23 protein-coding genes are annotated in these 24,185 nt (G+C 60.5%); 13 read left to right on the top strand and 10 right to left on the bottom strand.

The window, feature by feature from the left end; all coding sequences use genetic code 11:
• Positions 1 to 461 precede the first annotated feature (461 nt).
• The 3 genes from AC0QTX_RS11505 to AC0QTX_RS11495 are packed head-to-tail and all read right to left on the bottom strand — an operon-like array spanning position 462 to position 3,876.
• Positions 462 to 1,232 (bottom strand): SDR family oxidoreductase, encoded by a 771-nt coding sequence (locus tag AC0QTX_RS11505; protein WP_474603959.1) that lies wholly within the window; start codon positions 1,230 to 1,232, stop codon positions 462 to 464.
• A 30-nt stretch (positions 1,233 to 1,262) separates the two neighbouring features.
• Positions 1,263 to 2,639, bottom strand: coding sequence for an FAD-binding oxidoreductase (locus AC0QTX_RS11500; RefSeq protein ID WP_474603958.1), 1,377 nt, complete (start codon positions 2,637 to 2,639; stop codon positions 1,263 to 1,265).
• Positions 2,640 to 2,676: 37 nt separating this feature from the next.
• Positions 2,677 to 3,876, bottom strand: a complete 1,200-nt coding sequence (locus AC0QTX_RS11495) for a mandelate racemase/muconate lactonizing enzyme family protein (protein ID WP_474603957.1) — start codon at positions 3,874 to 3,876, stop codon at positions 2,677 to 2,679.
• A gap of 332 nt (positions 3,877 to 4,208) precedes the next feature.
• Between AC0QTX_RS11495 and AC0QTX_RS11490 the strand changes: the two genes are divergently transcribed.
• The 4 genes from AC0QTX_RS11490 (at position 4,209) to denD (ending at position 8,179) form a co-directional block, all read left to right on the top strand.
• Complete coding sequence (locus AC0QTX_RS11490) at positions 4,209 to 4,751, top strand: TRAP transporter small permease (protein WP_474603956.1); 543 nt, start codon at positions 4,209 to 4,211, stop codon at positions 4,749 to 4,751.
• Positions 4,748 to 6,031: a TRAP transporter large permease subunit gene (locus AC0QTX_RS11485; protein WP_474603955.1), complete on the top strand. Its 1,284-nt coding sequence runs from the start codon at positions 4,748 to 4,750 to the stop codon at positions 6,029 to 6,031. The genes AC0QTX_RS11490 and AC0QTX_RS11485 overlap by 4 nt, the downstream gene beginning before the upstream one ends.
• A gap of 35 nt (positions 6,032 to 6,066) precedes the next feature.
• The gene (locus AC0QTX_RS11480; RefSeq protein ID WP_474603954.1) at positions 6,067 to 7,077 is read left to right on the top strand and encodes a TRAP transporter substrate-binding protein; all 1,011 of its coding nucleotides are present in this window, start codon (positions 6,067 to 6,069) and stop codon (positions 7,075 to 7,077) included.
• A 118-nt stretch (positions 7,078 to 7,195) separates the two neighbouring features.
• Complete coding sequence (gene denD, locus AC0QTX_RS11475) at positions 7,196 to 8,179, top strand: D-erythronate dehydrogenase (protein ID WP_474603953.1); 984 nt, start codon at positions 7,196 to 7,198, stop codon at positions 8,177 to 8,179.
• A gap of 34 nt (positions 8,180 to 8,213) precedes the next feature.
• On the opposite strand, the gene AC0QTX_RS11470 is transcribed toward denD, so the two are convergent.
• Together AC0QTX_RS11470 and AC0QTX_RS11465 are read right to left on the bottom strand one after the other, a co-directional pair.
• Positions 8,214 to 8,480, bottom strand: a complete 267-nt coding sequence (locus AC0QTX_RS11470; RefSeq protein ID WP_474603952.1) for a hypothetical protein — start codon at positions 8,478 to 8,480, stop codon at positions 8,214 to 8,216.
• A 193-nt stretch (positions 8,481 to 8,673) separates the two neighbouring features.
• Positions 8,674 to 8,973 (bottom strand): hypothetical protein, encoded by a 300-nt coding sequence (locus AC0QTX_RS11465; RefSeq protein WP_474603951.1) that lies wholly within the window; start codon positions 8,971 to 8,973, stop codon positions 8,674 to 8,676.
• A 174-nt stretch (positions 8,974 to 9,147) separates the two neighbouring features.
• Here AC0QTX_RS11465 and AC0QTX_RS11460 point away from each other — a divergent pair, with 174 nt between their 5' ends.
• The 4 genes from AC0QTX_RS11460 to AC0QTX_RS11445 all read left to right on the top strand — a co-directional run bounded on the left by AC0QTX_RS11460 (position 9,148) and on the right by AC0QTX_RS11445 (position 13,814).
• Positions 9,148 to 10,482, top strand: coding sequence for a protoglobin domain-containing protein (locus AC0QTX_RS11460; RefSeq protein WP_474603950.1), 1,335 nt, complete (start codon positions 9,148 to 9,150; stop codon positions 10,480 to 10,482).
• A 569-nt stretch (positions 10,483 to 11,051) separates the two neighbouring features.
• Complete coding sequence (locus AC0QTX_RS11455; protein WP_474603949.1) at positions 11,052 to 12,032, top strand: S1C family serine protease; 981 nt, start codon at positions 11,052 to 11,054, stop codon at positions 12,030 to 12,032.
• A 99-nt stretch (positions 12,033 to 12,131) separates the two neighbouring features.
• The gene (locus tag AC0QTX_RS11450) at positions 12,132 to 12,968 is read left to right on the top strand and encodes an aldo/keto reductase (protein ID WP_474603948.1); all 837 of its coding nucleotides are present in this window, start codon (positions 12,132 to 12,134) and stop codon (positions 12,966 to 12,968) included.
• A 12-nt stretch (positions 12,969 to 12,980) separates the two neighbouring features.
• On the top strand, positions 12,981 to 13,814 hold the full coding sequence (locus tag AC0QTX_RS11445; protein WP_474603947.1) for an inositol monophosphatase family protein: 834 nt from the start codon (positions 12,981 to 12,983) through the stop codon (positions 13,812 to 13,814).
• Here the strand turns inward: AC0QTX_RS11445 and AC0QTX_RS11440 are convergent.
• Together AC0QTX_RS11440 and AC0QTX_RS11435 are read right to left on the bottom strand one after the other, a co-directional pair.
• Positions 13,805 to 14,449 (bottom strand): helix-turn-helix transcriptional regulator, encoded by a 645-nt coding sequence (locus tag AC0QTX_RS11440; RefSeq protein WP_474603946.1) that lies wholly within the window; start codon positions 14,447 to 14,449, stop codon positions 13,805 to 13,807. The two genes, AC0QTX_RS11445 and AC0QTX_RS11440, sit on opposite strands and share 10 nt — an antisense overlap.
• On the bottom strand, positions 14,446 to 15,561 hold the full coding sequence (locus AC0QTX_RS11435) for an aminotransferase class I/II-fold pyridoxal phosphate-dependent enzyme (RefSeq protein WP_474603945.1): 1,116 nt from the start codon (positions 15,559 to 15,561) through the stop codon (positions 14,446 to 14,448). Before AC0QTX_RS11435 ends, AC0QTX_RS11440 begins: the two co-directional genes overlap by 4 nt.
• 155 nt (positions 15,562 to 15,716) lie before the next feature.
• Here AC0QTX_RS11435 and AC0QTX_RS11430 point away from each other — a divergent pair, with 155 nt between their 5' ends.
• From AC0QTX_RS11430 to AC0QTX_RS11415, 4 genes are read left to right on the top strand one after another with little or no spacing between them, the layout of a single operon-like run.
• Complete coding sequence (locus AC0QTX_RS11430; RefSeq protein ID WP_474603944.1) at positions 15,717 to 16,832, top strand: aminotransferase class I/II-fold pyridoxal phosphate-dependent enzyme; 1,116 nt, start codon at positions 15,717 to 15,719, stop codon at positions 16,830 to 16,832.
• 16 nt (positions 16,833 to 16,848) lie between these two features.
• Positions 16,849 to 18,240 carry a M20/M25/M40 family metallo-hydrolase gene (locus AC0QTX_RS11425; RefSeq protein ID WP_474603943.1) on the top strand — a complete coding sequence of 464 codons (1,392 nt, stop codon included), beginning with the start codon at positions 16,849 to 16,851 and terminating at the stop codon, positions 18,238 to 18,240.
• A complete protein-coding gene (locus AC0QTX_RS11420; protein ID WP_474603942.1) occupies positions 18,237 to 19,205 on the top strand; it encodes a pyridoxal-phosphate dependent enzyme in 969 nt (322 codons plus the stop codon). Before AC0QTX_RS11425 ends, AC0QTX_RS11420 begins: the two co-directional genes overlap by 4 nt.
• 5 nt (positions 19,206 to 19,210) lie before the next feature.
• The gene (locus tag AC0QTX_RS11415) at positions 19,211 to 20,170 is read left to right on the top strand and encodes a Rossmann-fold NAD(P)-binding domain-containing protein (RefSeq protein WP_474603941.1); all 960 of its coding nucleotides are present in this window, start codon (positions 19,211 to 19,213) and stop codon (positions 20,168 to 20,170) included.
• Positions 20,171 to 20,179: 9 nt separating this feature from the next.
• Here AC0QTX_RS11415 and AC0QTX_RS11410 read toward each other — a convergent pair whose 3' ends face one another.
• The 3 genes from AC0QTX_RS11410 to serA all read right to left on the bottom strand — a co-directional run bounded on the left by AC0QTX_RS11410 (position 20,180) and on the right by serA (position 22,930).
• A complete protein-coding gene (locus tag AC0QTX_RS11410; RefSeq protein ID WP_474603940.1) occupies positions 20,180 to 20,776 on the bottom strand; it encodes a hypothetical protein in 597 nt (198 codons plus the stop codon).
• Between the two features lie 201 nt (positions 20,777 to 20,977).
• Entirely contained in the window at positions 20,978 to 21,514 is a 537-nt protein-coding gene (locus AC0QTX_RS11405; protein WP_474603939.1) for a hypothetical protein, read from the bottom strand.
• Between the two features lie 168 nt (positions 21,515 to 21,682).
• Positions 21,683 to 22,930 carry a phosphoglycerate dehydrogenase gene (gene serA, locus AC0QTX_RS11400; protein ID WP_474603938.1) on the bottom strand — a complete coding sequence of 416 codons (1,248 nt, stop codon included), beginning with the start codon at positions 22,928 to 22,930 and terminating at the stop codon, positions 21,683 to 21,685.
• 406 nt (positions 22,931 to 23,336) lie between these two features.
• Here serA and AC0QTX_RS11395 point away from each other — a divergent pair, with 406 nt between their 5' ends.
• On the top strand, positions 23,337 to 24,155 hold the full coding sequence (locus tag AC0QTX_RS11395) for an endonuclease/exonuclease/phosphatase family protein (protein WP_474603937.1): 819 nt from the start codon (positions 23,337 to 23,339) through the stop codon (positions 24,153 to 24,155).
• Positions 24,156 to 24,185 lie beyond the last annotated feature (30 nt).

The raw sequence follows: 24,185 nt of genomic DNA, 5'->3' as shown, positions 1-24,185 counted from the left end.
AAGAACGAGAAGCTATGGCAGTCATGGACATCGATCAAGATTGTCATAGCTTCGCCGTGAGGACGTCTCTGTCGCCCTGCCATGCCGTGTAGAAATCGCCGCTACGATCCAGAATGAAAACGGTCGGGCAGTTCGATACGGCCGACCAGCATGCCGATTCGACCGCGAACTTCAGAGCCTTGGCGCGAAAATAGAACGATCCTAGATCTCTGCCGAAATGTGAGACGGTCCAGCGATCATGCTTGAACGCAACGCAATACGCTCCGTGGGGCATTGGAAACCTCCCAAGCAGCTTGTCCGGCAAATCACAGGGGTAGTTGCTAACCAGTTTGGTTTGGGAGCGCAACCACCAGTGGCTAGATATGGGGCAGGTTAACGGTGGGTTTCTCTTGATAGCATTGAATGCCGTGACTGATGGATCGCAGCAAAATTCGCGAATCGCTCATTTCATTCCACACATCTCAGAGTGATGCTGTCACTCCCCCGTCGACGTAGATGATCTGCCCGTTGACGAACTTCGATGCATCGGAGGCGAGAAAGATTGCGGCGCCGACCAGATCCTCCAGCTCACCCCAGCGGCGTGAGGGAGTGCGGCCGATCAGCCAGTCGGAGAAAGCCTTGTCTTCCACGAGTGCCTGATTCAGTTCGGTCTTGAAGTAGCCCGGTCCAATGCCATTGACCTGAAGCCCGTACTTTCCCCAGTCGATCGCCATGCCTTTGGTCAGCATCTTCACAGCACCTTTCGTGGCCGCATAGGGCGCAATGGAAGGGCGGCCGAGTTCGCTCTGGACCGAACAGATGTTGATGATCTTACCCTGTCCGCGTGGAATCATGCGTTTTGCAACTGCCTGACCGACGTAGAAGACGCTGTCCACATTCGTCTTCAACAGGGCATGCCATGCATCTTCCGGATAGTCTTCAAGGGGAGCGCGAAACTGCATGCCGGCATTGTTGATCAGGATGGCGATGGGGCCGATCTCATTCTCGATTCGGTCGATGGCTGGCTTGACTGCGCTGCTGTCGGTGACGTCGAAGGCCATCTCATGCACCGGCAGACCCTCCCGGCGGAGCCGTTCTGCAGCCAGTGCAAGCTTGCCCGGCTCGCGACCGTTGAGAACGACCTTTGCTCCAGCTTGGCCCAATCCTCGGGCGAGGGCCAAGCCTATCCCGCCGCTTGATCCCGTCACCAGGGCAACCCGCCCGGAGAGGTCGAAGAGTTTTGCGATAGTCATCTATAGAAGCCTAGGAGCTGCCGACCGCACTCAAAGCACACGGCCAGGATTGAGAATGCCGACAGGGTCAAGGGTTTGCTTCATCTTGGCCATCAGGGCGAGTTCGGGTTCAGTTCTGCTCAGCGGCAGATAGGGCCGTTTGATGCGCCCGATGCCGTGTTCGGCCGACACTGAGCCGCCGAGGCGTGAGATGAGGTCATAGACGAGGTTCTGAACGCCTTTCTTGATCTCCTCATCCATGTCCCGAATGGCCACGTTGATATGGATGTTGCTGTCGGCAACATGCCCGAAGACCACCCATATGGCCTCCGGCCAGCGCTTGGGCATTTCCTCACGCAGATATGTGACCGCCTCCGTCATCCTGTCGAGTGGAACACTCACATCGAAGCGGATCTCCTCGGGCAGAAAGCGGCCGTATTCATAGGGTGTTTCCCGGTAGGCCCAGAACCGGCTCCGATCCGCGCGGGATTGGGCGATCAAAGCGTCCTTGATCAGCTCCTGCTCGTAGAGGCCGCTCAAGAAGAGCGAGAACGCTTCGGTTCCCGTCGGATCCTCCCCCATGTCAGCCTCGATCAGGAGCGTAACGTCATGCTCGTCTTCGAATGCATGCGGAAGGCCGCAGATCTCTGTCGCGACCGTCATGAATTCACGCCACATGGCCTCGAATACGAGCAGGCGTCCAGGATGAGCTTGCTGGAACTGACGCAGCAGGAGCAAGCCATCCTCGAAGCTTCTGACGGTGCAGAGCGCAGTCTGCAGGCCTAGAGGCTTAGGGTGCAGCCCGATCACCACCCGTGTGATGATGCCGAGAGTTCCTTCGCTTCCGATGAACAACTGCGTCCAGTCATAGCCGGCGTTGTTCTTCAGCATCTTGTTGAGCGAACGGACGATGGTGCCGTCCGCAAGAACGACCTCCAGGCCAAGGATGTTGCGGCGCGCCATCCCGTAGCGCAGCACCTGGTTGCCGCCGGCATTGGTGGCGGCATTGCCGCCGATGGTGCAAGTGCCTCGCGCGCCGAGATCGATCCCGCATAGATAGCCGGCCTCGTCGGCGGCTTGCTGCACGGCAGCCAGCGGCGTGCCGGCAAGAGCCGTAAGCGTCGCACTGGCTGCATCGATTTCCTCAATGCCGTTCATGCGTTCCAGCGAGAGGGCGATCTCTCCCGCCTGAGGGTGCGCGCCGCCAGCCAGTCCTGTCAGGCCCCCCTGGGTAACGACAGGGTGGCCATGTTCGTGGCAGATCCGGAGCGCTGCGGCGACATCCTCGGTCGTCTGCGGCAAGATCAATGCTTTCGGAGGAGTGGGCGGGAGCCCACTGGCGTCGGCATGATTGCGCAGGGGGATATCGAGGCCCGTTCTAACCTGAGATCCGAGGACGGCTTTCAAAGCATCGATCAAATCGCTCATGGCATTCCGTGCATTCAAATGTTCGTTCAAGCTTCAACTATGAGCCCTTGGATAGTCTGACGATCGCATCCGGTCGGCTGCAGAGGTCCGGCAACAATTCCAGACCTAAACCCGGCTTCATGTTGACCGTGACCTCCCCGTTCGTGACGGTGGGCAGTTCCGTCACCAACTCGGTATACCAACCGGTGTAGAATGCCCGGACGCTCTCCTGGATCAGAGCATTTCTCGCATGCAGGGAGAAGTGGCAGGACGCTGCATAGACCACCGGCCCAGTGCAATCATGCGGTGCAACCGGCACATGCCAGGCCTCGGCGAGGGCTGCAATCTTGCGAGCTTCGGTGAGGCCACCGCACCAGGACAGATCGAGCATGACGACGCCAGCAATCCCGGTCTCGAGATATTCCCGGAAAGCGTGAGTGTAGGACAGGGTTTCCGATGCGCAAATCCATGCCTTCGAGTGCCGGGCATATTCCTTGAGGTCGCCGACGTTGTCGAGGCGGAACGGGTCCTCGTGCCAGTAGGTGTCGAACTCGGCGAGAGCCGCAGCAAGCTTCTTGGCCATCGGCAGGCTCCATAGGGAGTGGAACTCGACCATGATGTCCATCTTGTCGCCGACGGCCTTACGGATCTTGGCAAACGGCTCAAGGGCCGTTCTGAGTTCGGCCGGCGATATGTCATAGCCGTGGCTGCGCTCGGCTGCCACATCGAACGGCCAGATCTTCATGCCGGTGATGCCCTGTTCCAGCAGGGAATGCGCCAGATCATCAGCCTTGTGCAGAAACGCCTCCAGGTCTTCATAGGCTCCCTCGGCACTGCCGACGCCCCAGTTCGCCACCTTCTGGGCTCGGCTGTCACGGATATACCTGTACCCGGCACAGGTGTTGTAGACCCGGATCCTGTCCCGTGATCGCCCGCCCAGCATGTCGCAGATGGGTCTTCCATGCGCCTTTCCGAACAAATCCCACAAGGCTATGTCGATAGCCGAGTTGCCCCGTGTTTCCACCCCGGCCGATCTCCAGCCGAGATAGTTCTGGAGGTCGCGGTTGATGGCCTCGATCTGGAGAGGGTCGCGCCCGACCAGCTTGGCCGCGACGGTCTCATGAATGTAGGCTTCCACTGCGGCGGCGCCCATGAAGGTCTCGCCCAGACCGATAAGGCCATCATCAGTATGAATGCGAACCCAGATGATGTTCGCAAATTCCTGCAGACGGATCGTCTCGACACCCGTGATCTTCATTGAACTCCCGCCATGGCTGCGCCCCATCTGGGCATGAAAGACACCAGAGAACAACAGTTGCACTCAATGAGCCGCGCCTATGTGAGGAGGTGCGATATCCACCGAAATGCACATGCATGGTGGTATTCATAAGTATGATTTGTAACAAAAAAACACTTCCTCGAAACCGGCATTTGGTCCAGCATCCGGCTCCCCGGGGCTATCCTGCAACGAATTGACACTCCTTCAGGCTGAGCCTTAGATCAGCGAAACTTTGTCCTTGTGTGATCTTGAAAGTCTTCCAAGGCGAACAGAATAATGGGCGTGCAGGCGCTGCAGAGCAGGGAGTGACGGTGAACAGGGCTGTATCCTTCTTCTTCAAGGGTCTGGAGGGACTATTGGTCCTCCTTCTGGCCGCCATGGTCGTCATGGTATTCGGCAACGTGGTCCTGCGTTACATCTTCGATACCGGGATCGACGTTTCTGAGGAACTCTCCCGGTATTTCTTCGTCTGGCTGACGTTCATCGGAGCCGTCGTCGTGGGGCGGCAGAATGCCCATCTAGGCGTGGAGACCCTAGTATCCCGCTTGGGCGATCGGGGACGTAAGCTCTGCATGGTGCTGTCGGACCTTTTCGTGATCGGGTGCTGCGCCGTCTTCTTCTGGGGGACCTGGCAGCAGGCAGAAATCAATGCCACCAATTATGCTCCGATCACCGAGATTTCGATGCTCTGGGTCTACGGCGTCGGCTTCTTCGCAAGCATCGGGCTCGGCCTCATGGCAGCGCTGCGCATTCTGCGGGTTCTCACCGGACGCCTGAGTGATCAGGAGCTTCGGGCTTTCGCGGGAGATTATAGTGACGATGAAGCCCAAAATCTGAGAGGACACCTCGAGTGACCATCGTCGTATTCCTCTCATCGCTTCTGGGGGCTATGTCCCTAGGAATGCCGATCGCCTTCGCGCTCATCGTCTGCGCGCTGGCACTCATGCTCTGGCTCGGCAACTTCGACAGCCAGATCGTGGCGCAGAACATGATCATTGGAGCAGACAACTTCCAGCTCTTGGCTGTTCCGTTCTTTCTCTTGGCCGGAGAACTGATGAATGTCGGAGGGCTCTCGAAGCGCATCGTCAACTTCGCCCTCGCGTGCTTAGGCCATATCCACGGCGGACTTGGTTATGTCACCATCGTGGCGGCCCTGATCCTCGCTGCCCTGTCGGGTTCCGCTGCCGCGGACACGGCCGCTCTTGCGGCGATTCTCATCCCGATGATGCGAGATGCGGGATACAATATTCCCCGCGCCGCCGGCCTCATCGCAGCCGGGGGTATCATCGCTCCCGTGATCCCGCCCTCCATCGGTTTCATCATCTTTGGCGTTGCCGCCAACGTCTCGATTTCGCAGCTGTTCCTGGCCGGCATCGTTCCCGGACTGATGATGGGTATTTCTCTTGTCGTCGCGTGGGCGATCGTCAGCAGACGAGACAAGATGCAAAAGTTCCCTCGCACCACGATGAGGGAACGCGGCAAGGCCTTCGTGGACGGTTTCTATGCGCTCCTGATGCCTGTCATGATCCTGGGAGGGATCAAGTGGGGTATCGTGACGCCGACAGAGGCGGCCGTCCTGGCCGCCGTCTATGCTCTCCTGATCGGCATGTTCGTCTATCGCGAGCTAAAGCCTTCGATGCTGTACGGGGTGTTTCTCACGGCAGCCAAAACCACTGCCGTGGTGATGTTCCTCGTGGCAGCCGCACTCGTGTCCGCCTGGCTGATCACCCAGGCGAATATTCCGGGCGAGATCAGCGGGCTCATCGAGCCGTTGATGGGCAACAAGACCCTGCTCATGTTCGCCCTGATGTTCCTCGTCGTCATTGTCGGGACGGCGCTGGATTTTTCCCCGACCGTTCTGATCCTGACTCCGGTTCTGATGCCGATCGTCAAGCAGGCGGGCATTGACCCGGTCTATTTCGGCGTCCTGTTCATCATCAACAATGCGATTGGATTGATCACGCCCCCGGTCGGAATCGTGCTTAACGTCGTGAGCGGCGTTGCCCGCGTGCCGATGGGAGCCGTGATCCGAGGCGTCAACCCGTTCCTGATAGCCCAGTTGGTCGTGCTCGTCCTGCTCATCGTGTTCCCCGAACTGGTAATGGTGCCCCTCGCTTGGTTGCGGGGGCGGTAAGCCGGCTGAAGTTAAAACAAAGAGAGGAAACAATCATGAAGGCATTCAAATTTACCCTTGCTGCAGGTGTCGCAGCGACCATTCTTGCGGCGGCTCCGGCCTATGCGCAGTTCACGGAGCGCAACATCCGTCTTTCCAACGGCGTGAACGAGGATCATCCGAATGGTAAGGGCGTCGAGAAGTTCAGAGCCTGCTTGACCGAAAAGTCAGGCGGAAAGCTGAAGGTCCAGGGCTTCTGGGGCAATGCCCTTGGTGGCGATCTGCAGGCGACTCAGGCGCTTCGCTCGGGGACTCAGGAGATGGTCGTTACCTCGAGCTCTCCGCTGATCGGCATCCTGCCGGACCTTGGCGTGTTCGATCTCCCGTTCCTGTTCGCCAACGAGAAGGAGGCTGATGCGGTCCTCGACGGCAGCTTCGGCAAGCATATCGATGCGAAGCTCGAGTCCGTGGGGCTCGTCAACTTGGCCTATTGGGAGAACGGATTCCGCAACCTCACGAACTCGCGCCGTCCGGTCGAGAAATGGGAGGACTTCAAAGGCCTCAAAGTCCGGGTGATGCAGAACAACGTGTTCCTCGACACCTTCAAGACCCTGGGGGCCAATGCTGTCCCGATGGCCTTTGGTGAAGTGTTCACGGCACTGGAGACCAAGGCCATTGACGGTCAGGAGAATCCTTTCGTGACGATCGACACCTCCAAGTTCTACGAGGTTCAGAAGTACCTGTCGGTCACCCGTCACGCCTATACGCCGTTCCTTGTTCTCTACTCAAAGAAGCTCTGGGACGGACTGTCGAAGGACGAGCAGGCGGCTTTGCGCGATTGTGCCGTCGTTTCTCGTGATGAGCAGCGCAAAGTGTCCCGCGAGCTCTCAGAAGCCTCGCTCAACAAGATCAAGGGCGAGGGCACCGTGGTCAACGAGTTGAACGCTCAGGAAGCCAATCGCATGCGTGAGCAGGCTAAGAGCGTCTGGGAAAAGCATGCATCGACCATTGGCCCGGAGACCGTGAAGATGATGCAGGATGAACTGACCAAGGTTCGCGGGAAGTAACCCTCCTCTCCTGAAAAACGTGGCGCCGCAGTTGAGCGGCGCCACATACGCTTCTTTCATTCGGGTTTGAGACTCCCGACAACCTGCCGCGGATTTCCTGAAGAAGGGATTTTGACCAATGCAGATCCTCATTCTCGGAGCCGCCGGAATGGTCGGCCGCAAGCTCGTCGAGCGTCTGGTGAAAGAACGGGATCTCGGCGGGCAGGAGATCACACGTCTCGTCCTGCATGACGTGGTCGAGCCCGAGCGGCCTGAGGCGCCATTCCCGATCGATACCCTGACATCCGACTTCTCCCTCCCGGGAGAGGCGGAGCGCCTGGTGGCAACTCACCCGGATGTCATCTTTCATTTGGCGGCAATCGTTTCCGGCGAGGCGGAATCCGATCTGGACAAGGGGTACCGGATCAATCTGGACGGCACCCGGTTCCTCTTCGATGCCATCCGGCGTGTCGGAGACGGGTATCGGCCACGGCTGGTCTTTACGTCATCCATTGCCGTCTTCGGAGCGCCATTTCCGGAGGCGATCGACGACGACTTCTTCCTCACTCCTCTCACGAGCTATGGCACCCAGAAGGCCATCGGCGAACTGCTGCTGGCCGACTATTCGCGGCGTGGTTTCTTCGACGGCATCGGGATCAGGCTGCCGACGATCTGCGTGCGCCCCGGCAAGCCCAACAAGGCTGCCTCAGGGTTCTTCTCGGGCATCATCCGAGAGCCTTTGAACGGGCAGGAGGCCATCCTGCCGGTGCCGATGGATGTGCGGCATTCCCACGCCTCGCCGCGATCCGCCGTCAATTTCCTCATCCACGCGGCAACCCTCGACCTCTCTCAGGTCGGGCCTCGCCGAAATCTGACAATGCCGAGCGTGTCGGTGACGGTTGCGGAGCAGATCGACGCCCTCAGGCGGATCGCCGGGGAGCGCTGCGTCGCCCGGATCCGTCACGAGATCGACCCAGATATCGTACGCTTCGTTGAAGGCTGGCCCCGGCGCTTCAATGCTCAAAGGGCTCAAAGCTTGGGCTTTCGGGCAGAGGGAAGTTTCGAGGAGATTATCTCGATTTATATCGAGGACGAACTCGGAGGCATTCTTCCGGATCGATAGGACTTCAGCGCCTAAAGCGGCTTTGCAGACCCCGCTACCGGTGGGGGCGCTCTGGAAAGAAGCGCTGCTTGAGCGCAGCCCACTTATGAATAGCCCAGATTGTAAAGTGGCCGACGGGCTTGCGCAGGAAGGGGATGTCATAGGCCATCAGCAGCAGGCCCAAAGGCAGCATCCATAGGCCTAAAACGGGCAGGATCGAGAAGATTCCTCCGAAGACGAAGAGAACCCCGATGGGCAGCCTGATCCACTTGGCCTCAGGGTGACGAAGGCTCCGGAGTACGCGTGCGACTTTTCCCGGCACCTCATGTTCCAAGTGCCTGAACGCCTGTCTCAGAACAGCTCTGCCGCTAATGGCTCTCATGGTCTTTGAAGTGCCAACTCATGAAAAGAGTTCCACGACCCGTTCGGAGGTCCTGCATCCAACTGCCGTGGAGGAATCCAGGGTCAGTCAATCGGATAATATTCCTGCAGGGTTTTTGACATCTGTCAGTGTCTTAAGCATCAAGCCTCAAAAGGGCAGCAGCGACGGCTTGCTTTCCTTGCTCACCGATCCTTGCAGCTCTCAATGCTCTCTCTTTCTGATCGAGGCGCTGAAGATAGGGGTCGAATTCAAGCGGAAGTGCAGGGTCGCCCAGGAAACGCGGTTTGTCGCTGCGCTCATAGTATTCTGCCCTCAGCAACTGGCCGAGATGGTCCTGAACGTCAGCCGGAAGCGAAGGGGTGTTGCTGCGGTAGTGCATCGCGCTCCGGTCAGCACTTGGCGAGTAGAGATATCTTGTTGCGCTGTTGATCATGTGTAGCCCCACAACTGCTCAGATCAACGCGCCATCCTGGCCTTGGTTGCAGATCGGATATGGGAAGCCGCAAAGCATAACATTCCGAGAATTCCGAAGTCAGCAGGAAGAAGCTTTGCAAGCTCCAACCAAGCCTGAATGTCTATAGGCACTCCAATGGCTGGAGTACGATCATTGCACTACGATAAGACGATTTCAGACCGGCTCGGATTTATCGGCATTGATGACGGCGTTCGTCGGGAACTGCGTTCGGTCTGGCAGGACATTCACCCTGTCCTGCCGAAGATCCTCGAGCGATTCTATGAGCACATGCATCAGCAGCCGCAGCTGTCCAAGCTGATTGGAGCGCAGCAATCGCGCCTTGTATCAGCCCAGCTGCAGCATTGGGGCCGCCTGTTCAGCGGCAGTTTCGATGCCGCCTATATTGAAGGCATCAACCGCATCGGCCTCGTTCACAACAAAATCGGTCTTGAGCCTCGGTGGTATATCGGTGGCTATGCTTTCATTTTGAACGAACTTGTCAGCGCTCTCGCGAAGAAGCACCGCTTTAATGGATCCCTGCTGGCGCGTAAGCTCACGGTCGTGAACCGCGCCGTTATGCTGGATATGGATTTCGCAATTTCCGTGTACCAGAGCGCCTTCATTCAGGAGCGGCAGAAGAAGGGGGAGATACTGTCAGAGGCTGTTACTTCGTTCTCCCGTGCTGTTCAGGAAAGCCTGCAGATTTCAGGCTTGGCGAGTGGAGCCCTTTCCGAGAGTGCAGCGGCTCTCGACGCTGCCACAACCAATGCCAGCAGCCTTGCAACTCAGGTGACAAGCGCGGCAGAGCAGAGCGCATCTAACATGCAGTCCGGTGCAGCGGCCACGGAACAGCTTGCCTCATCGGTGCGCGAGATCGGGCAGCAGGCCAGCCGCTCCGCCGATGTTGCGCGACACGCATTGCAGAGCTCCCGGCGAACGAAGGACACCGTCAACGGCTTGGCCGAGCAGGCGCGGCAGATCGGAGACGTGGTCGATTTGATCGAGAGAATAGCCGCTCAGACCAATCTGCTCGCCCTAAATGCCACCATCGAAGCGGCCCGGGCTGGAGAGATGGGCAAGGGCTTTGCCGTGGTGGCCCAGGAGGTCAAGACCCTGGCGAACCAGACTGCCAAAGCCACGACAGAGATTGGCTCCCGCATCGGCGCAATTCAGGAGGCAACCCGGCAAAGCGTTGCTGATATCGACGACATCGGGCGCATCATGGATGATCTGAGCGGCATCGCGACGGCGATCGCCGCTGCGGTCGAAGAGCAGGCCGCCGTCACGTCGGAGATTGCCGTGAACGTCAACCAGACGACCGGCCATACCCATGCGGTTGTGCGCAGCATCGAGGCTCTGTCCGGATCCACAGCTTCCGCCGCGTCGGCGGCTCACCAAGTGTCGAATGCCAAGCAGACCTTGGATCAGCAATTGCAGCGGCTGAGGCAGGACATCGATCACTTCCTCTCAAAGGCCCAAGCGGCATAGTCGCCCCGAAGGGAGGCTGCATTCCAGACCTGCTTCAAAGCCCTCAGTCCGTGTCTTTTTTGATACAGACACATGCCCGCAAATCAGACACCTTGGCGGTTAACGCACCGGCATCGTTCCGTGTGCCGTGAGAGAGACGCAACAGTTTCTCCATGGGGGCAAAGGTGGATCAGGTGGATCTTGAGATCGAGCATATTGCCCGAGCGTTCTTTGCCGCTCGGCAAGAGACGGGAGCTTGGGAGGACGCCTCCAGGACCCTGAAACACGAGTTTCGCCTCTATGCGCGACAAGCCATCAGAATGCTGGAACGGCGCCAGGAGCAGGGGCAGTGGGTAAAGCAGGACACGCCTCCAGCCAGATCGCTGGAGAACGTCTAGCAGATCCAGTTCCTGCATCCCTGGGCCCTGCGCCTGTCCTTCCGGAGACGCGGCGGAATCTGGAACAGGCTCAACCCATCCTGAGAACACGCCTTTTTGTGCGTCAAAAAGGGAGGGGGCTGTTGAAGGGCTGGTTTTTCCTGCCATGTTGAAAGGGTGCAGGCTCTCGGTGGAGAGACCGGGGAGTTTTTCATGCAGCCACCCGACGAATGGGAAATCCCTCCTGAATTCCAGCCCGATCCGAGGCTTCTCGACTACGATCTGAAAAACGCTTTGTCAGCCGTGGTTTCCCTGCGGGCTCGCGTTCCCGATGATGCTTTTACCGCTGAGACACTTGGTGTCGAACGGGCGGGGCAGGGCGTGGTCATCCGGGACGACGGCCTGGTGGTGACCATCGGGTATCTCATTGCCGAGGCGGAAGAGGTCTGGCTCACCACCAACCGGGGGCGGGTCGTAGAGGCGCATGTGATCGCCTACGATTACGAGAGCGGCTTCGGCCTGGTGCAGGCGCTCGCGCCGCTGGGCGTGCCTGTTCTGGCTCTTGGAGATTCCCGGCGTCTGAAGTCTGGGGAGCAAGTGGTCGTAGGGGGAAGCGGAGGGCAGATCCATTCTCTCTCGGCCCAAGTGGTCGCCTGCCAGGAATTTGCAGGTTATTGGGAATATCTGATCGACAGCGCCATCTTCACCGCGCCGGCCCACCCTAATTGGGGTGGAACAGCGTTGATCGGACCGCGGGGCGATCTCATGGGTATCGGCTCCCTCCAACTCCAGCACCAAGCCTCCGGCGGAACTGTCGTGCCCCTCAACATGAGCGTGCCTATCGATCTCCTGAAGCCCATCCTCGATGACCTCCTGACGACTGGCCGAGTCAAGCGCGAGCCACGACCCTGGCTGGGGTTTTATGTTGCGGAGGCCGAGGACGACGAGCTTACGATCATCGGTCTGGCAGGGGATGCTCCGGCACAGCGGGCCGGCCTTAGAGCCGGCGATCAGATTCATGCAGTTGGCGATCAGAGCGTGACCTCGCTGGCGGAGTTTTACAGGGCCATCTGGGCGCTCGGCCCAGCCGGTGTCGACGTTCCCTTGACCCTCGAGCGGGAAGGCGACAGGTTCGACGTGACTGTCAGATCGGCGGACAGAGGCCGCTTCATGAAGACCCCCCGCCTGCAATAGCGCTTGTGCCCGAAAATCTTCTTGGAGTTCGCCGGCTTGCCTGAGTGCGGGCGGCTTCCAGATCGGACGGGGGAGGCGACTGCCCAAGGAGAGCTAACGATGAGCCTGACTGTCACCTTGCCGGACGGCGAAAGCGTTCCGACGCTCGGACAGGGCACCTGGCAAATGGCCGAAAAGGCCAGTGGGCGGGCACAGGAGATCGAGGCTCTGCGCATCGGCGTGGAGCTCGGAATGTCTCTCATCGACACGGCTGAGATGTATGGAGAGGGAGCCGCCGAGGACCTGGTGGCTGAGGCTTTGTCCGAAGACCGGGAGCGCATTTTCCTCGTCAGTAAGGTCTATCCTCACAATGCCAGCCGCCAGGGCGTGATCGAGGCCTGCGAGCGCAGCCTTCGGCGCTTGAGGACGGATCGCCTCGATCTCTACCTGCTTCATTGGCGCGGGGGCGTGCCGCTGGAGGAGACGGTCGCCGGTTTCGAGGCGCTTCGCCGGTCCGGCAAGATCCGTCACTGGGGCGTCAGCAACTTCGACGTGGACGACATGGAGGAGTTGCTGGGCGTACCGGCGGGAGAGAACTGCGCCACCAACCAGGTTCTCTACAATGTGACGCGGCGAGGCCCTGAGTTCGATCTCATCCCATGGATGGCGGCTCGCCGCATGCCATTGATGGCCTACAGCCCGATCGAGCAGGGCAGGCTTCCCCGAAGCGGTGCGCTGCAGGCAATCGCACTCGAGCATCAGGCAAGTCCATTCCAGATTGCACTGGCGTGGCTGTTGAACAGGTCGGGAGTGATCGCCATTCCGAAGGCGTCCAGCGTGCAGCATGTACGTGACAATCATAAGGCTCTGGAGATCCGGTTGACTCCTGATGACTTGGCGGCCATCGACGCCGACTTCCCTGTGCCGAAACGCAAGCGCCCGCTCGAGATGATTTAGATGACAAGCCTGATGAGTTTCTCTCGATCCGACGCTATAAGCGTCGCCAAGCTTCTCAGAACCGCGGCACAGGCGGAGATTCTGCCGCGGTTCCGGAACCTCTCCGCTGATGCCGTTCGGACCAAGACCTCGCAGCTCGACCTCGTGACGGACGCGGATGAAGCGGCCGAACGGATGATCGAGGCGGAACTTCAACGCATGTTCCCCACAGCCCTCGTTGTCGGAGAGGAGGGCGTCGGCCGCAATCCCCGGCTGCTCGATGATCTGGACAAGGCAGACCTCGCTTTCATCCTCGATCCGGTCGACGGCACGCTCAAATTTGCCTCCGGTCTACCACTGTTCGGCGTCATGGCGGCCGTCGCGACGAAGGGGGAGGTGGTCTGCGGCGTGATCCTTGATCCGATCTCGGACGATTGGGCCATGGCTGTTCGTGGCGAGGGAGCCTGGATGCAGCGCCCCGACGGCAGCACCACTGCCCTTGGTGTCTCAGCCGCCGTTCCGCTCGCCGGGATGGCAGGCAACGTCTCCTGGCGCTACCTTTCCGAGACTCTGCGGCCTGTTGTGACGGCCAGCCTCCCGAAGGTCGCCATGGCGGCCGATCTCCGTTGCGCGGCGCATACCTATCGGCTTATCGCGGCAGGGCACCTGCACTTCTCGTTCTCGTCCAGTGTCATGCCCTGGGACCACGCGGCCGGCTGGCTGATCCATCGCGAAGCCGGCGGCTACACGGCGCATTTCGACGGCTCTCCCTACCGTCCGGCCAACCGGAGCGGCGGCCTCATCAGCGCGCCGGACGAGGCAAGCTGGCGAGCCGTGCGCGACGCGCTCCTACCTCCTCAAGCCTGATCCTTCTTGCGAAGATAGTTGTAGACCGTAGCGCGGCCCAAGCCGAGTATTCGAGAGATGTAGGCTGCCGCATTACGCCCGCCGAAGGCGCCGTCGCCAGCCAGATCGGCGACGAGCTGCTGCTTCTGCAGGCGCGTCATGTCCGCGATGGAGAGCCCGCGCTCACGGGTCCAGCTCCGGATGTACTCGTTGATACGCTCGTGCCAATCCTCCTTGAACAGGGACGCCGGCTTCTCCGCAGATTGGGGGACGGCCACCAAGGCCGTCAGCGTCTGCATCACGGCATGGAAATGGGACACATCGACGTTGATGCAGAGAATGCCGATGCCTTTGGTGCCCGCACGAAGAACCGCGCTGACCGACTTGATGCGCCGTCCGTCCCAGTTCACCTTCTCATAAGGACCGATGATGCCGTCGGACGGTTTGAAATCGATCTCATGCAGGAGTGACGGCTCGCCGAGTTCTCGTTTGGAGAACGGGTTCGACAGGTGGACAACCGTCTCCGACGAAAGATCATGCAGGACCACTTCCGCATAGGGCTGGAAGAGCAGGGCAATGGCGTCGCATACCGGAGCATAGGCCGCAAGCTCCGGCGCAAGGTCCGTTCCCGGAGAGGCCTTCTGCGCCTGTGTCATGTGAGTTTCGTGCGCACGAACGCCGCAAGGCGCTGAAGGCCTGCCTCCAGATGATGGGCTGGAGCGCCGATGCCGACTCGGATGTAATGATCCATGCCATAGACATCGCCCGGCAGCAGCATGATGCCGCGCTCCTCACGCAGCCGATGCACCAGTTCCGTCGAGTTCATCGGCATGGCATAACGGAGGAACGCCATGCCGCCGGCCTTGGGCGGGACGAACGAGAACAGGTCGCTGTTCTCGTCAACCCAACCTTGCAGGAGGGCGAGATTCTCGCGCAGGATGCGCTTGCTGCGGGACAGGATTTCCTGCCGCTTTGCGGGTTCCACGACGATCTCAGCCACGAATTCGCTGACGGCTCCGGTCGTAATCGAGGTATAATCCTTACTCTGCCATGAGGCATAAATCTCCGGCGCCGGCCCGACGAGCCAGCCGATGCGCAGGCCGGGGAGCGCCATCGCCTTCGAGAGGCCGCTGGTGATGATGGCCTTCTCGTAGAGGTCGGCGAAGCTCGGAGGCTCGTCCTGCTCCAGCTCCGCTCCCTTGTAGACCTCATCAGCATGCAGGTAGATTCCATGCTCGCGGGCAATCACCACGAGCCCGTCCATTGTCTCGTGGGACAGGACGCTGCCTGTCGGATTGTTCGGGTTGCAGATCGTCATCATCTTCGTGCGCGCCGATACGGCCTTGCGCACATCGTCGAGATCGGGGGTCCAACCCAGTTCTTCCCGGAGGAGAACCTCCTTCACGGTCACCCCGATGGCTCGGGCCCAGCCCCAAATCTGCAGGTAGTTCGGAACGAAGACAACGAGCTCGTCGCCCGGTTCGAGCAGCGACATCACGAGGAGGAAGTTTGCCTCGGCCGAACCATTGGTGACGATCACCTCGTCGTCTGTCCTGTTGCTGTACAGCCGGGCGATGGCCTGCCGCAGCTCCACGCGCCCGTTCGTCCAGCCGTAGCCCAGTTCCACGTCGAGCAGTTGTTCCTGTTGCTCTGGCGTCAGGAGTTCACGCAGGGAGTAGGGATGCACGCCGCTGTCGGACAGGTTGTACTCGACCGTGTTCTCATAGAGCGATTGAATGCGCTCGAGAGTGAACTCTTCGATTTCCATGGAATCCCCGTCAGGCTGAGCAAGATATCAAGGCTCTGTAGCATCATGGAATTAGACACGAAAGTCCAAATTGGACTTGACGGTTTAAAATCTCTCCTGCCATGGTCCGGGTCTGGTCGGCGCCTGAGCGCTGTCATTTCCTGATTGGAGCAATCGTGCAGTTCGACACCTTCCTCATGGAACGGAACCAGACGCTCTTCGAGAACGGCGTCGAGATCAATCTCACCGAAAGCGGCGTGCATCCTTGCACCATCGAGGAGATCATGCCGGCGGATTCCGCGCAGGCGCTGCTGCGCCTGCCGCTCGGCTATGGCTGGACGGATGGCAGGCCCGATCTGAGATCCGCGATCGCGAGCTGGTATCCGGGTGCGTCGGCCTCCAACGTCCTGGTGACCAACGGCTCCTCGGAAGCAACGATGATCACCCTGATGGCCATGGTGGATCCGGGTGACAAGGTTCTCTTCGCTGTTCCCAACTTCATGCAGGTCGATGGCCTCGGACGCGCTCTTGGCATGAATGTTCAGCGGCTGCCTCTCCTTCCGGATCAGGGATGGCAGATCGATCCGGCTGCGCTCGCGCAGGCAGCGAACGGGGGCGTGAAGCTGATTGCCGTGACCAATCCGGGCAACCCGACGGGTGCCGTTCTCTCGCCTCGCAGCCGAGAGGTTCTGCTGGAGACCGCGCGCAGGGCAGGAGCCTGGCTTATGGTCGACGAGATCTATCGCGGCGGCGAGATCGACGGGGCGGAGACGGAAACCTTCTATGGAAGCTACGACCGCGTCATCGTCACCAGCAGCCTGTCTAAATCCTTCGCCTGTCCGGGGCTGCGCCTCGGCTGGATCGTCGGGCCTGAGGAGGTTGTCGAGGAAGCTGCAGAGCGGCAGGACTACACCACCATCGGCAGCGGGATTCTCAGCCAGATCGTCGGTGCAGCCGTGATGGAGCCGGGGAACCGCGAACGCATCCTGGCCCGGGGACGGGCCCTGCTGCGCGAGAACGCGGACGTCGTCCAGCGCTGGATCGAGAAGCGGAACCGCTGGTCCTGGCAGCGTCCTGCCGCCGGCGGCATGGCCTTCCTGCATTATGAATTCGATATGCCCTCGGAGGCTCTGTCCAATGCGTTCCGGGAAGAGGAAAGCGTCTTCGTGGTGGCCGGAAGCTGGTTCGGGATCGAGAACCACATCCGGGTCGGCATCGGCGTGAAGACCGAACACCTCGTGGAGGGGCTCGCCCGCCTCGACAGCTTCCTCGCCCGCCGCGGCTTGGCTTGAAGGCGGGGTCAACGCGATGCTGCCGCACGACCATCTGTTGAAGGCACGCGAAGAGCTCCGCCGTCTCGTGGCCGTTTCATCCGTCAGCGCGCGGGGCGAAAAGCTCGTCGAATGCGCCGAGGTCGTTCGCGATCTGCTGGTCGAGGGGGGCTTCGATACGGAGATCCGACCGGGAGACGTGGGCCCGTTCGTGGTCGGCGAGATCGGCAGCGGTCCGCTCACAATCATGATCTACAACCATTACGACGTTCAGCCCGAAGATCCGGCGTCGTTATGGAACTCTCCTCCCTTCGAGATGACCGAGCGGGACGGTCGCTGGTACGGACGCGGCGTCGCCGACGACAAGGGGGAGTTCATCAGCCGCCTCGCGGGCTGGCGCTTGTTCCGGGAGCGGCATCCTGGCCCCTTGCCGTTCAGGCTCATCTGGCTCGTCGATGGCGAGGAGGAGATCGGCAGTCCGTCGCTCGAAGCCTTCCTGAAGCGCCGCTTCGAGCGCGAGGCGGTCGAAATCTGCTGGTGGGAATACGGAGAGATCGACGCAAGCGGGCGCCCGATCATCCTCTGCGGCTTCAAGGGCGTGATGGCGATTGAACTGCGCGCCAGAACGGCAGGGGCCGATCTGCATTCGAGCCTCGGTGCCGTCTTCGACAACCCGCTTTGGAGGCTTGCAGCCGCAACGTCGTCGCTCCGCGACAAGTCAGGACGCATCTTGGTCGAAGGTTTCTATGATGCCGTCCGGCAGCTTGCCCCAAGCGACAGGAAACTCGCCGAGACTCCTCCTTACTCCCTCGACAGCCTGGTGGAGGCGACAGGTGCCCAGAGGCTTCTCGACGGAGTGGATGCCACGAACTTCTACCGTGCCGTCAACTTCGAGCCGTGCATGAATGTCAACGGCTTCTCGGGGGGCTATGCAGGCGAAGGCGCAAAGACCGTTCTGCCTGCGGAGGGTTCGGTCAAGATCGATCTCCGCCTCGTGCCCGATCAGGACCCGCAGCGCATCGTCACGCTTCTGCGCGCACATCTCGACAGGCACGGCTTCGAGGACATCGAACTCATCGTTCATGATGCCAACGTAAAACCTGTCCGATCGGCAACCGATCATTGGTTCGTTCAGGACGCGAAAGAGGCCTTGGAGGCGCATTTCGGGCAATCGGCCATCATTCAGCCGAGTTCGCCGGCCTCGGGCACCGCCCACCCCTTCGTCGAACAACTAGGCGCAGAGATCGTCGGCCTCGGCGTCACCCATCATGGAGCCATGCTGCACTCGCCCAATGAGAACATCATCATCAGCCAGTTCGAGCGGATGATCGAGTGCTCTGCCGCGATCCTTGCAAGGCTTTCGGAAAGAGCGATTCGGATGAGAGGCCCATCGAAGCCTGAACAGCAGCAAGACGGAGAAACGCCTTGATCAGCATCGTTCTTGAGGCTGCTGCCCGATCGGTGCAGGCACGCCAGCGGATCCGCAGCCATATCTATGAGACGCCCTTGCTCCCGTCGCGGCAGATCGGACGGGAAACGGGCTCGTCGGTCTTCTTCAAGGCCGAGAACTTTCAGCTCACCGGCTCCTTCAAGATCCGAGGAGCGGCGAGCAAGATGACGTCGCTCGGCATCGATCGCGAAGTCATCACGGCATCATCGGGCAATCATGGCATCGCTTCGGCACAGGCGGCAGCATCGATCGGTCAGGCACTGACGGTGGTACTGCCTGAAACCGTAGCGCGAGCCAAGCTCGACCGCATCCGCTCCTTCAACGTGAACGTCGTTCTGCATGGTGCGGAGAGCGGTCTGGCAGAGCTTCACGCGCAGGAGGAGGCGGCATCCCGAGGGCTCGTCTATGTGTCCCCCTACAATGATCCCGAGATCATCGCCGGGCAGGGGACCATCGGGCTCGAACTGCTCGAGCAGTCGGAGAGCATCGACAATATCTTCATCGCCATGGGGGGCGGCGGGTTGATCGGTGGAATCGGGTCCGTTCTCAAGAGCTTCAGTCCCAGGACCCGGGTATACGGCATAGCGGCTCTGAATTCGGCTGCTCTGGCGGCATCCATGAGAGCCGGACGTGTTGTCGAGACCGAGCATCGCGACACGCTTGCTGACGGCGTCGCTGGGGGGATGGATGAGGGCAGCATCACGCTGCCGCTCGCCGTCTCGGTCGTCGATGAAGTCGTCACCTGCACGGAGGCGGAGATCGCCAGCGCTCTCAGAGATCTGGCCTTCAAGGAGAACCAGATAGTGGAGGGTGCGGCGGCCCTTGCTTTGGCCGGGTTCCTTAAGGTTGCAGGCCGCTGCAAGGGGCAGAGGAACGTCGTCGTGCTCTGCGGCGCAAATTTCGACTGCGACAAGATTTTCTCAGTCCTGAACGGCCAGAGGTAAGAACCATGGCCGCCGCAGGTCCGATCACATTTCTGAACCCATCGCAGATCGAGCAGCGTTTGAAGGGGATCGATCTCGTACGCCTGATGGAAGAGGCTTTCGCGGCCTTCTCGCGCGGTGAGGCCGTGATCCCGCCGCCTGGTGAGCTCCTGTTCGAGGATCCACCGGGCGAGGTCCACATCAAGTATGGCTACCTGAAGGCGGGCGATACCTATGTGATCAAGATCGCATCCGGCTTCTGGAACAATCCCTCGCTCGGCTTGAGCAGCAGCGACGGTCTTCTGCTGGTCTTCAAGAAAGACACGGGAGAACTGGCGGCCGTGCTCAACGACCGCGGGCGTCTGACGGACCTGCGAACGGCGGCGGCGGGAGCCGTCGCGGCCAAGCATCTCGCGCCTGAGCAGATCAAGGCCATCGGCGTGCTTGGGACCGGCATTCAGGCGGAACTGCAAGTTCAACTACTCCAAGCCGTTCGCCCGACCCGGCAGGTTGTGGTGTGGGGGCGCAATCCGGATCACGTATCATCTTACGCCCGCACAATGCGGGACAAGGGATTTTCCGTCGAGGTCGCGCGTTCTTCCGCCGAGGTCGCATCCCGTTGCCGTCTGATCGTCACTGCGACGGCAAGCCGGCAGCCTCTTCTGCAGGAATCCGACATTCAGCCCGGTACTCATATCACTGCAATCGGCGCCGACAGTGCCGACAAGCAGGAACTCGATCCATCAGTCATCATGCGGGCTGATCTCGTCGTGACGGACAGCAGGGCCCAGGGCCGGTCGCGAGGGGAGCTCTGGCACGCTTACGGCGGAGATGATGCAGCCATGAGCCGCATCGTCGAGATTGGCGAAATCGTCTCCGGAGCGGTCAAAGGTCGAACTGCAGCCGAACATATCACGGTCTCGACGTTCTCGGGACTTGCCGTTCAGGATATTGCGATCGCGTCAGCCGTTCTCGAACGTTCCTAAGATCATTCCTTAGCAAGGGGCATGCTCGATCCGCCCGATCAGAGAGTCGATTTCTGAGATCTTTTCCAAGCGGCGCTTGCATTGTTTGTCGAGATGCCAGGCTCTGCCGACGCTCAGCACGAGGAGAGGCAGTGCCCAGAGGATGCTGACGCCATCCAGAAGCACGAGGGACAGGAACGCAATCGACAGGATCCACGCCTCGATGCGTCCGAATCCTTCGGTGAATTCGTTCTTCAGGAAGAGCTGATGCCGTTCGATCAGGAGCTGGCTCCTGGCATATTCGAGCCTATGGTTCTGCTCGATCACCTGCTGCAAGCTGCGCCGCCGTTCAAGGATCCCTCTGAGGTTCGCCAGTTCGGAGAAGCGGTCTGGAGTGTCGTAAGCCCTTTCGATAGGCGCGAAGGCTGCGACGATCCGGCGATGGAGGGCGACGAGAGCGGGAGGCTGATTGTCCTGCCCGGTTTGAAGTTGGGCCGGTTCGAAGTCGTCCGCAATGCGGCGGCGGATCCGCGCGGCAGTGGTTCCCTGTCTCGCATGCTCGAAGACGCTGGCGACATGCCGGGCGATCGCCGTTTCGATCGTCGCTCCTGCCCTGTCCGTCAACATCGCCAGCTTCCTTCGCCTTTGGCCTGCCGACAGTCGAAGGCCGCACGGCGGTGGGCCCGGTGTGCAGGCCGAAACGCTCGACGTGGCTCCATTGCGGCGGTTCTTGAAGTGTGAAACAGCAGGGTTAACAGCTCCTTAAGCGCAGCATCCTTTCCTGGGATTCAGGCCTGCAGCCTAGGGTAAATTGAGGTGAGAAAGGGATCAGCGATGATCCTCAGGGAGCATGCCGGCCAGGTCCTGGAGGAACTTGATGGATGCCGCCGGACGTCCCTCCTGTTCGGCAACCTTGATGATGTGGTTCAGGATGGTGGCAATCTCGCTCAGTTTCGCAACGCGCCCTGCCGACAGAACGTGAAAGAAGGTCGAGAACGCCACCGCAATTGCCTGGTCATGCTCCTCCAGCACGCGACACTGCTCCTTGAGCGCCTTGATGTCTCTCTCCTGGGCCGAGACGATCTCGACGAGAGTGAGCATCTGCTCGGCCAGGGTATCTACGGAGGTGTTCATGTCGCTGAAGCGTTCCAGTTGGGCGTGAATGGAGGGACGAGGATTGTCTTGACCGTCGGTCTGTGGAGGCTTGAGCGATTGGCTCATCGCCGCGGACGAGGGCTGGGCGCCCTCAATCGGCTCGGGGGCTGCAGTCGAGGCCAAAGGATCCCCGAGTACAGGCTCCGACTTATCCGCAACGATGCGGGGAAACCCGATTGTACGGGCGAGCCTGGTCACTGCCTGCTGCATGAAATGACGTAACTTCACCTGATCACCGGCAATCACGTTCCTGCTTTCGCCCGGAAGAGAACTCCATCCTTCCCATGAAGGAGATGGCGCAACCGACGGTATCATGCCTTGAGCACGAATGCTCCATGAAGGTCATTCGAGAGATCAAGCGTCCTGCGTCTCATGCGGCTACCCGCGGGCATAGAGCAGTCTGGCGCGAATGGTTCCCTCCAGCGCTCGGATCTCGTCCAGAGTCTCCCGACTCTGCTCTGGCTGACCTTCCACCTCGATCACTACATAACCGAGCTCGCCATCGGTCTGCAGGTGCTGAGCCGTAATGTTGAGGCCGCGTTGGGAGAACGCATTGTTCAGGCGTCCGAGCATTCCTGGCATGTTCCTGTGCACATGAATGTAGCGGGTGCCTGTAGGACGCGACGGCAGCTGTACCTGCGGAAAGTTCACGGCCCCGACTGTGGTGCCCACATCGGAATAATCGGTGAGCTTCTTGGCGACTTCTGCACCGATGCGCTCCTGCGCCTCCTCCGTCGATCCGCCGATATGTGGTGTCAGAATAACGTTGTCGAGCCCCTGCAACGGCGTGATGAAAGGCTCTTTGTTGGATGCAGGCTCCACGGGAAACACATCGACGGCTGCTCCCCGAAGATGCCCGCTCCGCAAAGCCTCGGCCAATGCTTCGAGATCGACCACCGTGCCGCGGCTGTTGTTGATGAGATAGGCACCTTTCTTCATCGCGGCGATCTCGGCTTGGCCGATCATCCCGTGCGTTGCAGGTGTTTCCGGCACGTGCAGGCTGACGATGTCGCTCTGGCTCAGCAGGGCTTGCAGGCTGTCGGCGGGCTCCGTGTTGCCGTGGCGGAGTTTGTCGGTCTGATCGAAGAAGATCACGCGCATGCCCATCGCTTCCGCCAGATAGGAGAGCTGCGAGCCGATATTGCCGTAGCCGACGATGCCTAGCGTCTTGCCGCGCACTTCATGGCTGTCGGCCGCAGACTTGTCCCATTGGCCTCCATGAGCGGCGACAGATTTGGGAAAGGTCCGCCGCAGGAGCATGACGATTTCCCCGATCACCAGTTCGGCCACGCTCCTGGTATTGGAGAACGGCGCGTTGAAGACGGGAATGCCGGCCTGCCTGGCGGCCTCCAGATCGACCTGGTTCGTGCCGACGCTGAAGCACCCGGCGGCGATCAGTCGGTTCGCCGCTTTCAGAACTCTGCTCGTCAGCTGGGTGCGGGAGCGGATGCCGAGGAGGTGGATCCCTTGCAGGGCTTCAATGAGTTCGTCCTCATTTAGCGCGGTCCTGAGATGGGTCAGGTTGGTGTAGCCCGCCGCCTTGATCAGATCGACTGCACTCTGGTTCACCCCCTCGAGCAAGAGAACGCGAATCTTGTCTTTCTGAAGAGAGAACATCTCAGCCATGTCAGCTCCAACTGCCTACCATGGGCATGCCATAGCGCGCCGGGGCAGGAGCGGGAATCTCTTTTTTCCCGCTTCCTTGCGCTTGCGGGGGCGGGCTCCCGGCATCCTTTCGGACATTCGCCCGACAGGGGGAGGCCTCCTACCTCCTATGCTCTGATACGGCCTCCGGCGTCTGGACTATGATGGGGAATCCGGTTGCGGCTGCATCCGGTCGAGGAGGCGGGGACCGTTGCCGGATGTACGCACGGTCCCCGTTCCATGTCTGGTCATGTAACCGGATCCGTCTCCCCCGGTCTCGTGGGTTTGCTCTGGAGCGCCTGACACAATATCCAGCTAAAAGCCGAGCTTGGATGGATCCAGGCCCCTTTGGTGGGAGTTCTGGTTCCATCTGCATAGGAACCAGCCGGTGGAGCAGGGCGCTCCCTTCGGGCATCTGTCGACAGGGGGCGAAGTGCCGCGAATCCTGACCTACAACGTACACCGCTGCCTCGGCACGGACGGGCAGTTATCCCCTGGGCGAATCGCCGATGTGATTGCAACCTACGAACCTGACGTTGTCGCATTGCAGGAACTCGATGTGGGCAGGGTCCGGACAGGGGGTGTCGATCAGGCTCATGCAATCGCCCAGGCGCTCGGGATGCATGTGCATTTCCATGCCAGCATGCGGGTGCTGGAAGAGCAGTACGGCAACGCCATCCTGACCCATAGACCCTCGAAGCTCATCAAGGCGGAGGCTCTGCCGGGCCTGGCGGGAAAGCCGCGCCTCGAGCCGAGAGGGGCTCTCTGGGCCTCGGTCAACTTCGGAGGCGCCGATGTCCAGATCATTAATACGCATCTGGGCCTGAGCCGCCATGAGCGGCTTGCGCAGGTGAATGCCCTGCTTGGCCCGCATTGGCTCCGCCATCATGCCTGTCGAGAGCCGGCGATCCTGCTGGGGGACTTCAACGCCATGCCGCGATCGCGCGCCTATCAGCGCCTCACTGCGCATCTCTTGGACGCGCAGGCCCTGGCGCGACTTCCCAGGCCCAAGGCGACCTTTCCGTCGCGCTTGCCGATGCTGCGCATCGACCACGTCTTCGTCAGTCGCGGGATCGCCGTCCAGCGGGTCGAAGCTGTCAGGACGCCCCTGGCCCGCATCGCGTCGGATCATCTCCCGCTTCTCGTCGAGTTCCAGATCGTTCGCGTCAAGGCGCACCAGGCCACCATGGCCCACACCCTCGGGTGAGGCATTTGAGGGATCGCAGGCCTGGCCTCC

The sequence above is a fragment of the Microvirga sp. jy35 genome (assembly GCF_056148915.1).
Note: the sequence above shows the minus strand (reverse complement) of the source record. Positions and strands in the feature narration are given on the sequence as shown.

What these genes read in the sequence shown, in the direction of transcription:
- AC0QTX_RS11465 (WP_474603951.1), bottom strand. Translation starts at nt 8,973, where the DNA reads ATGATCAACAGCGCAACAAGATATCTCTACTCGCCAAGTGCTGACCGG.
- AC0QTX_RS11440 (WP_474603946.1), bottom strand. Translation starts at nt 14,449, where the DNA reads ATGACACAGGCGCAGAAGGCCTCTCCGGGAACGGACCTTGCGCCGGAG.
- AC0QTX_RS11480 (WP_474603954.1), top strand. Translation starts at nt 6,067, where the DNA reads ATGAAGGCATTCAAATTTACCCTTGCTGCAGGTGTCGCAGCGACCATT.
- denD (WP_474603953.1), top strand. Translation starts at nt 7,196, where the DNA reads ATGCAGATCCTCATTCTCGGAGCCGCCGGAATGGTCGGCCGCAAGCTC.
- AC0QTX_RS11405 (WP_474603939.1), bottom strand. Translation starts at nt 21,514, where the DNA reads ATGCAGCAGGCAGTGACCAGGCTCGCCCGTACAATCGGGTTTCCCCGC.
- AC0QTX_RS11455 (WP_474603949.1), top strand. Translation starts at nt 11,052, where the DNA reads ATGCAGCCACCCGACGAATGGGAAATCCCTCCTGAATTCCAGCCCGAT.
- AC0QTX_RS11410 (WP_474603940.1), bottom strand. Translation starts at nt 20,776, where the DNA reads ATGTTGACGGACAGGGCAGGAGCGACGATCGAAACGGCGATCGCCCGG.
- AC0QTX_RS11495 (WP_474603957.1), bottom strand. Translation starts at nt 3,876, where the DNA reads ATGAAGATCACGGGTGTCGAGACGATCCGTCTGCAGGAATTTGCGAAC.
- AC0QTX_RS11445 (WP_474603947.1), top strand. Translation starts at nt 12,981, where the DNA reads ATGAGTTTCTCTCGATCCGACGCTATAAGCGTCGCCAAGCTTCTCAGA.
- AC0QTX_RS11505 (WP_474603959.1), bottom strand. Translation starts at nt 1,232, where the DNA reads ATGACTATCGCAAAACTCTTCGACCTCTCCGGGCGGGTTGCCCTGGTG.
- serA (WP_474603938.1), bottom strand. Translation starts at nt 22,930, where the DNA reads ATGGCTGAGATGTTCTCTCTTCAGAAAGACAAGATTCGCGTTCTCTTG.
- AC0QTX_RS11435 (WP_474603945.1), bottom strand. Translation starts at nt 15,561, where the DNA reads ATGGAAATCGAAGAGTTCACTCTCGAGCGCATTCAATCGCTCTATGAG.
- AC0QTX_RS11500 (WP_474603958.1), bottom strand. Translation starts at nt 2,639, where the DNA reads ATGAGCGATTTGATCGATGCTTTGAAAGCCGTCCTCGGATCTCAGGTT.
- AC0QTX_RS11450 (WP_474603948.1), top strand. Translation starts at nt 12,132, where the DNA reads ATGAGCCTGACTGTCACCTTGCCGGACGGCGAAAGCGTTCCGACGCTC.
- AC0QTX_RS11415 (WP_474603941.1), top strand. Translation starts at nt 19,211, where the DNA reads ATGGCCGCCGCAGGTCCGATCACATTTCTGAACCCATCGCAGATCGAG.
- AC0QTX_RS11425 (WP_474603943.1), top strand. Translation starts at nt 16,849, where the DNA reads ATGCTGCCGCACGACCATCTGTTGAAGGCACGCGAAGAGCTCCGCCGT.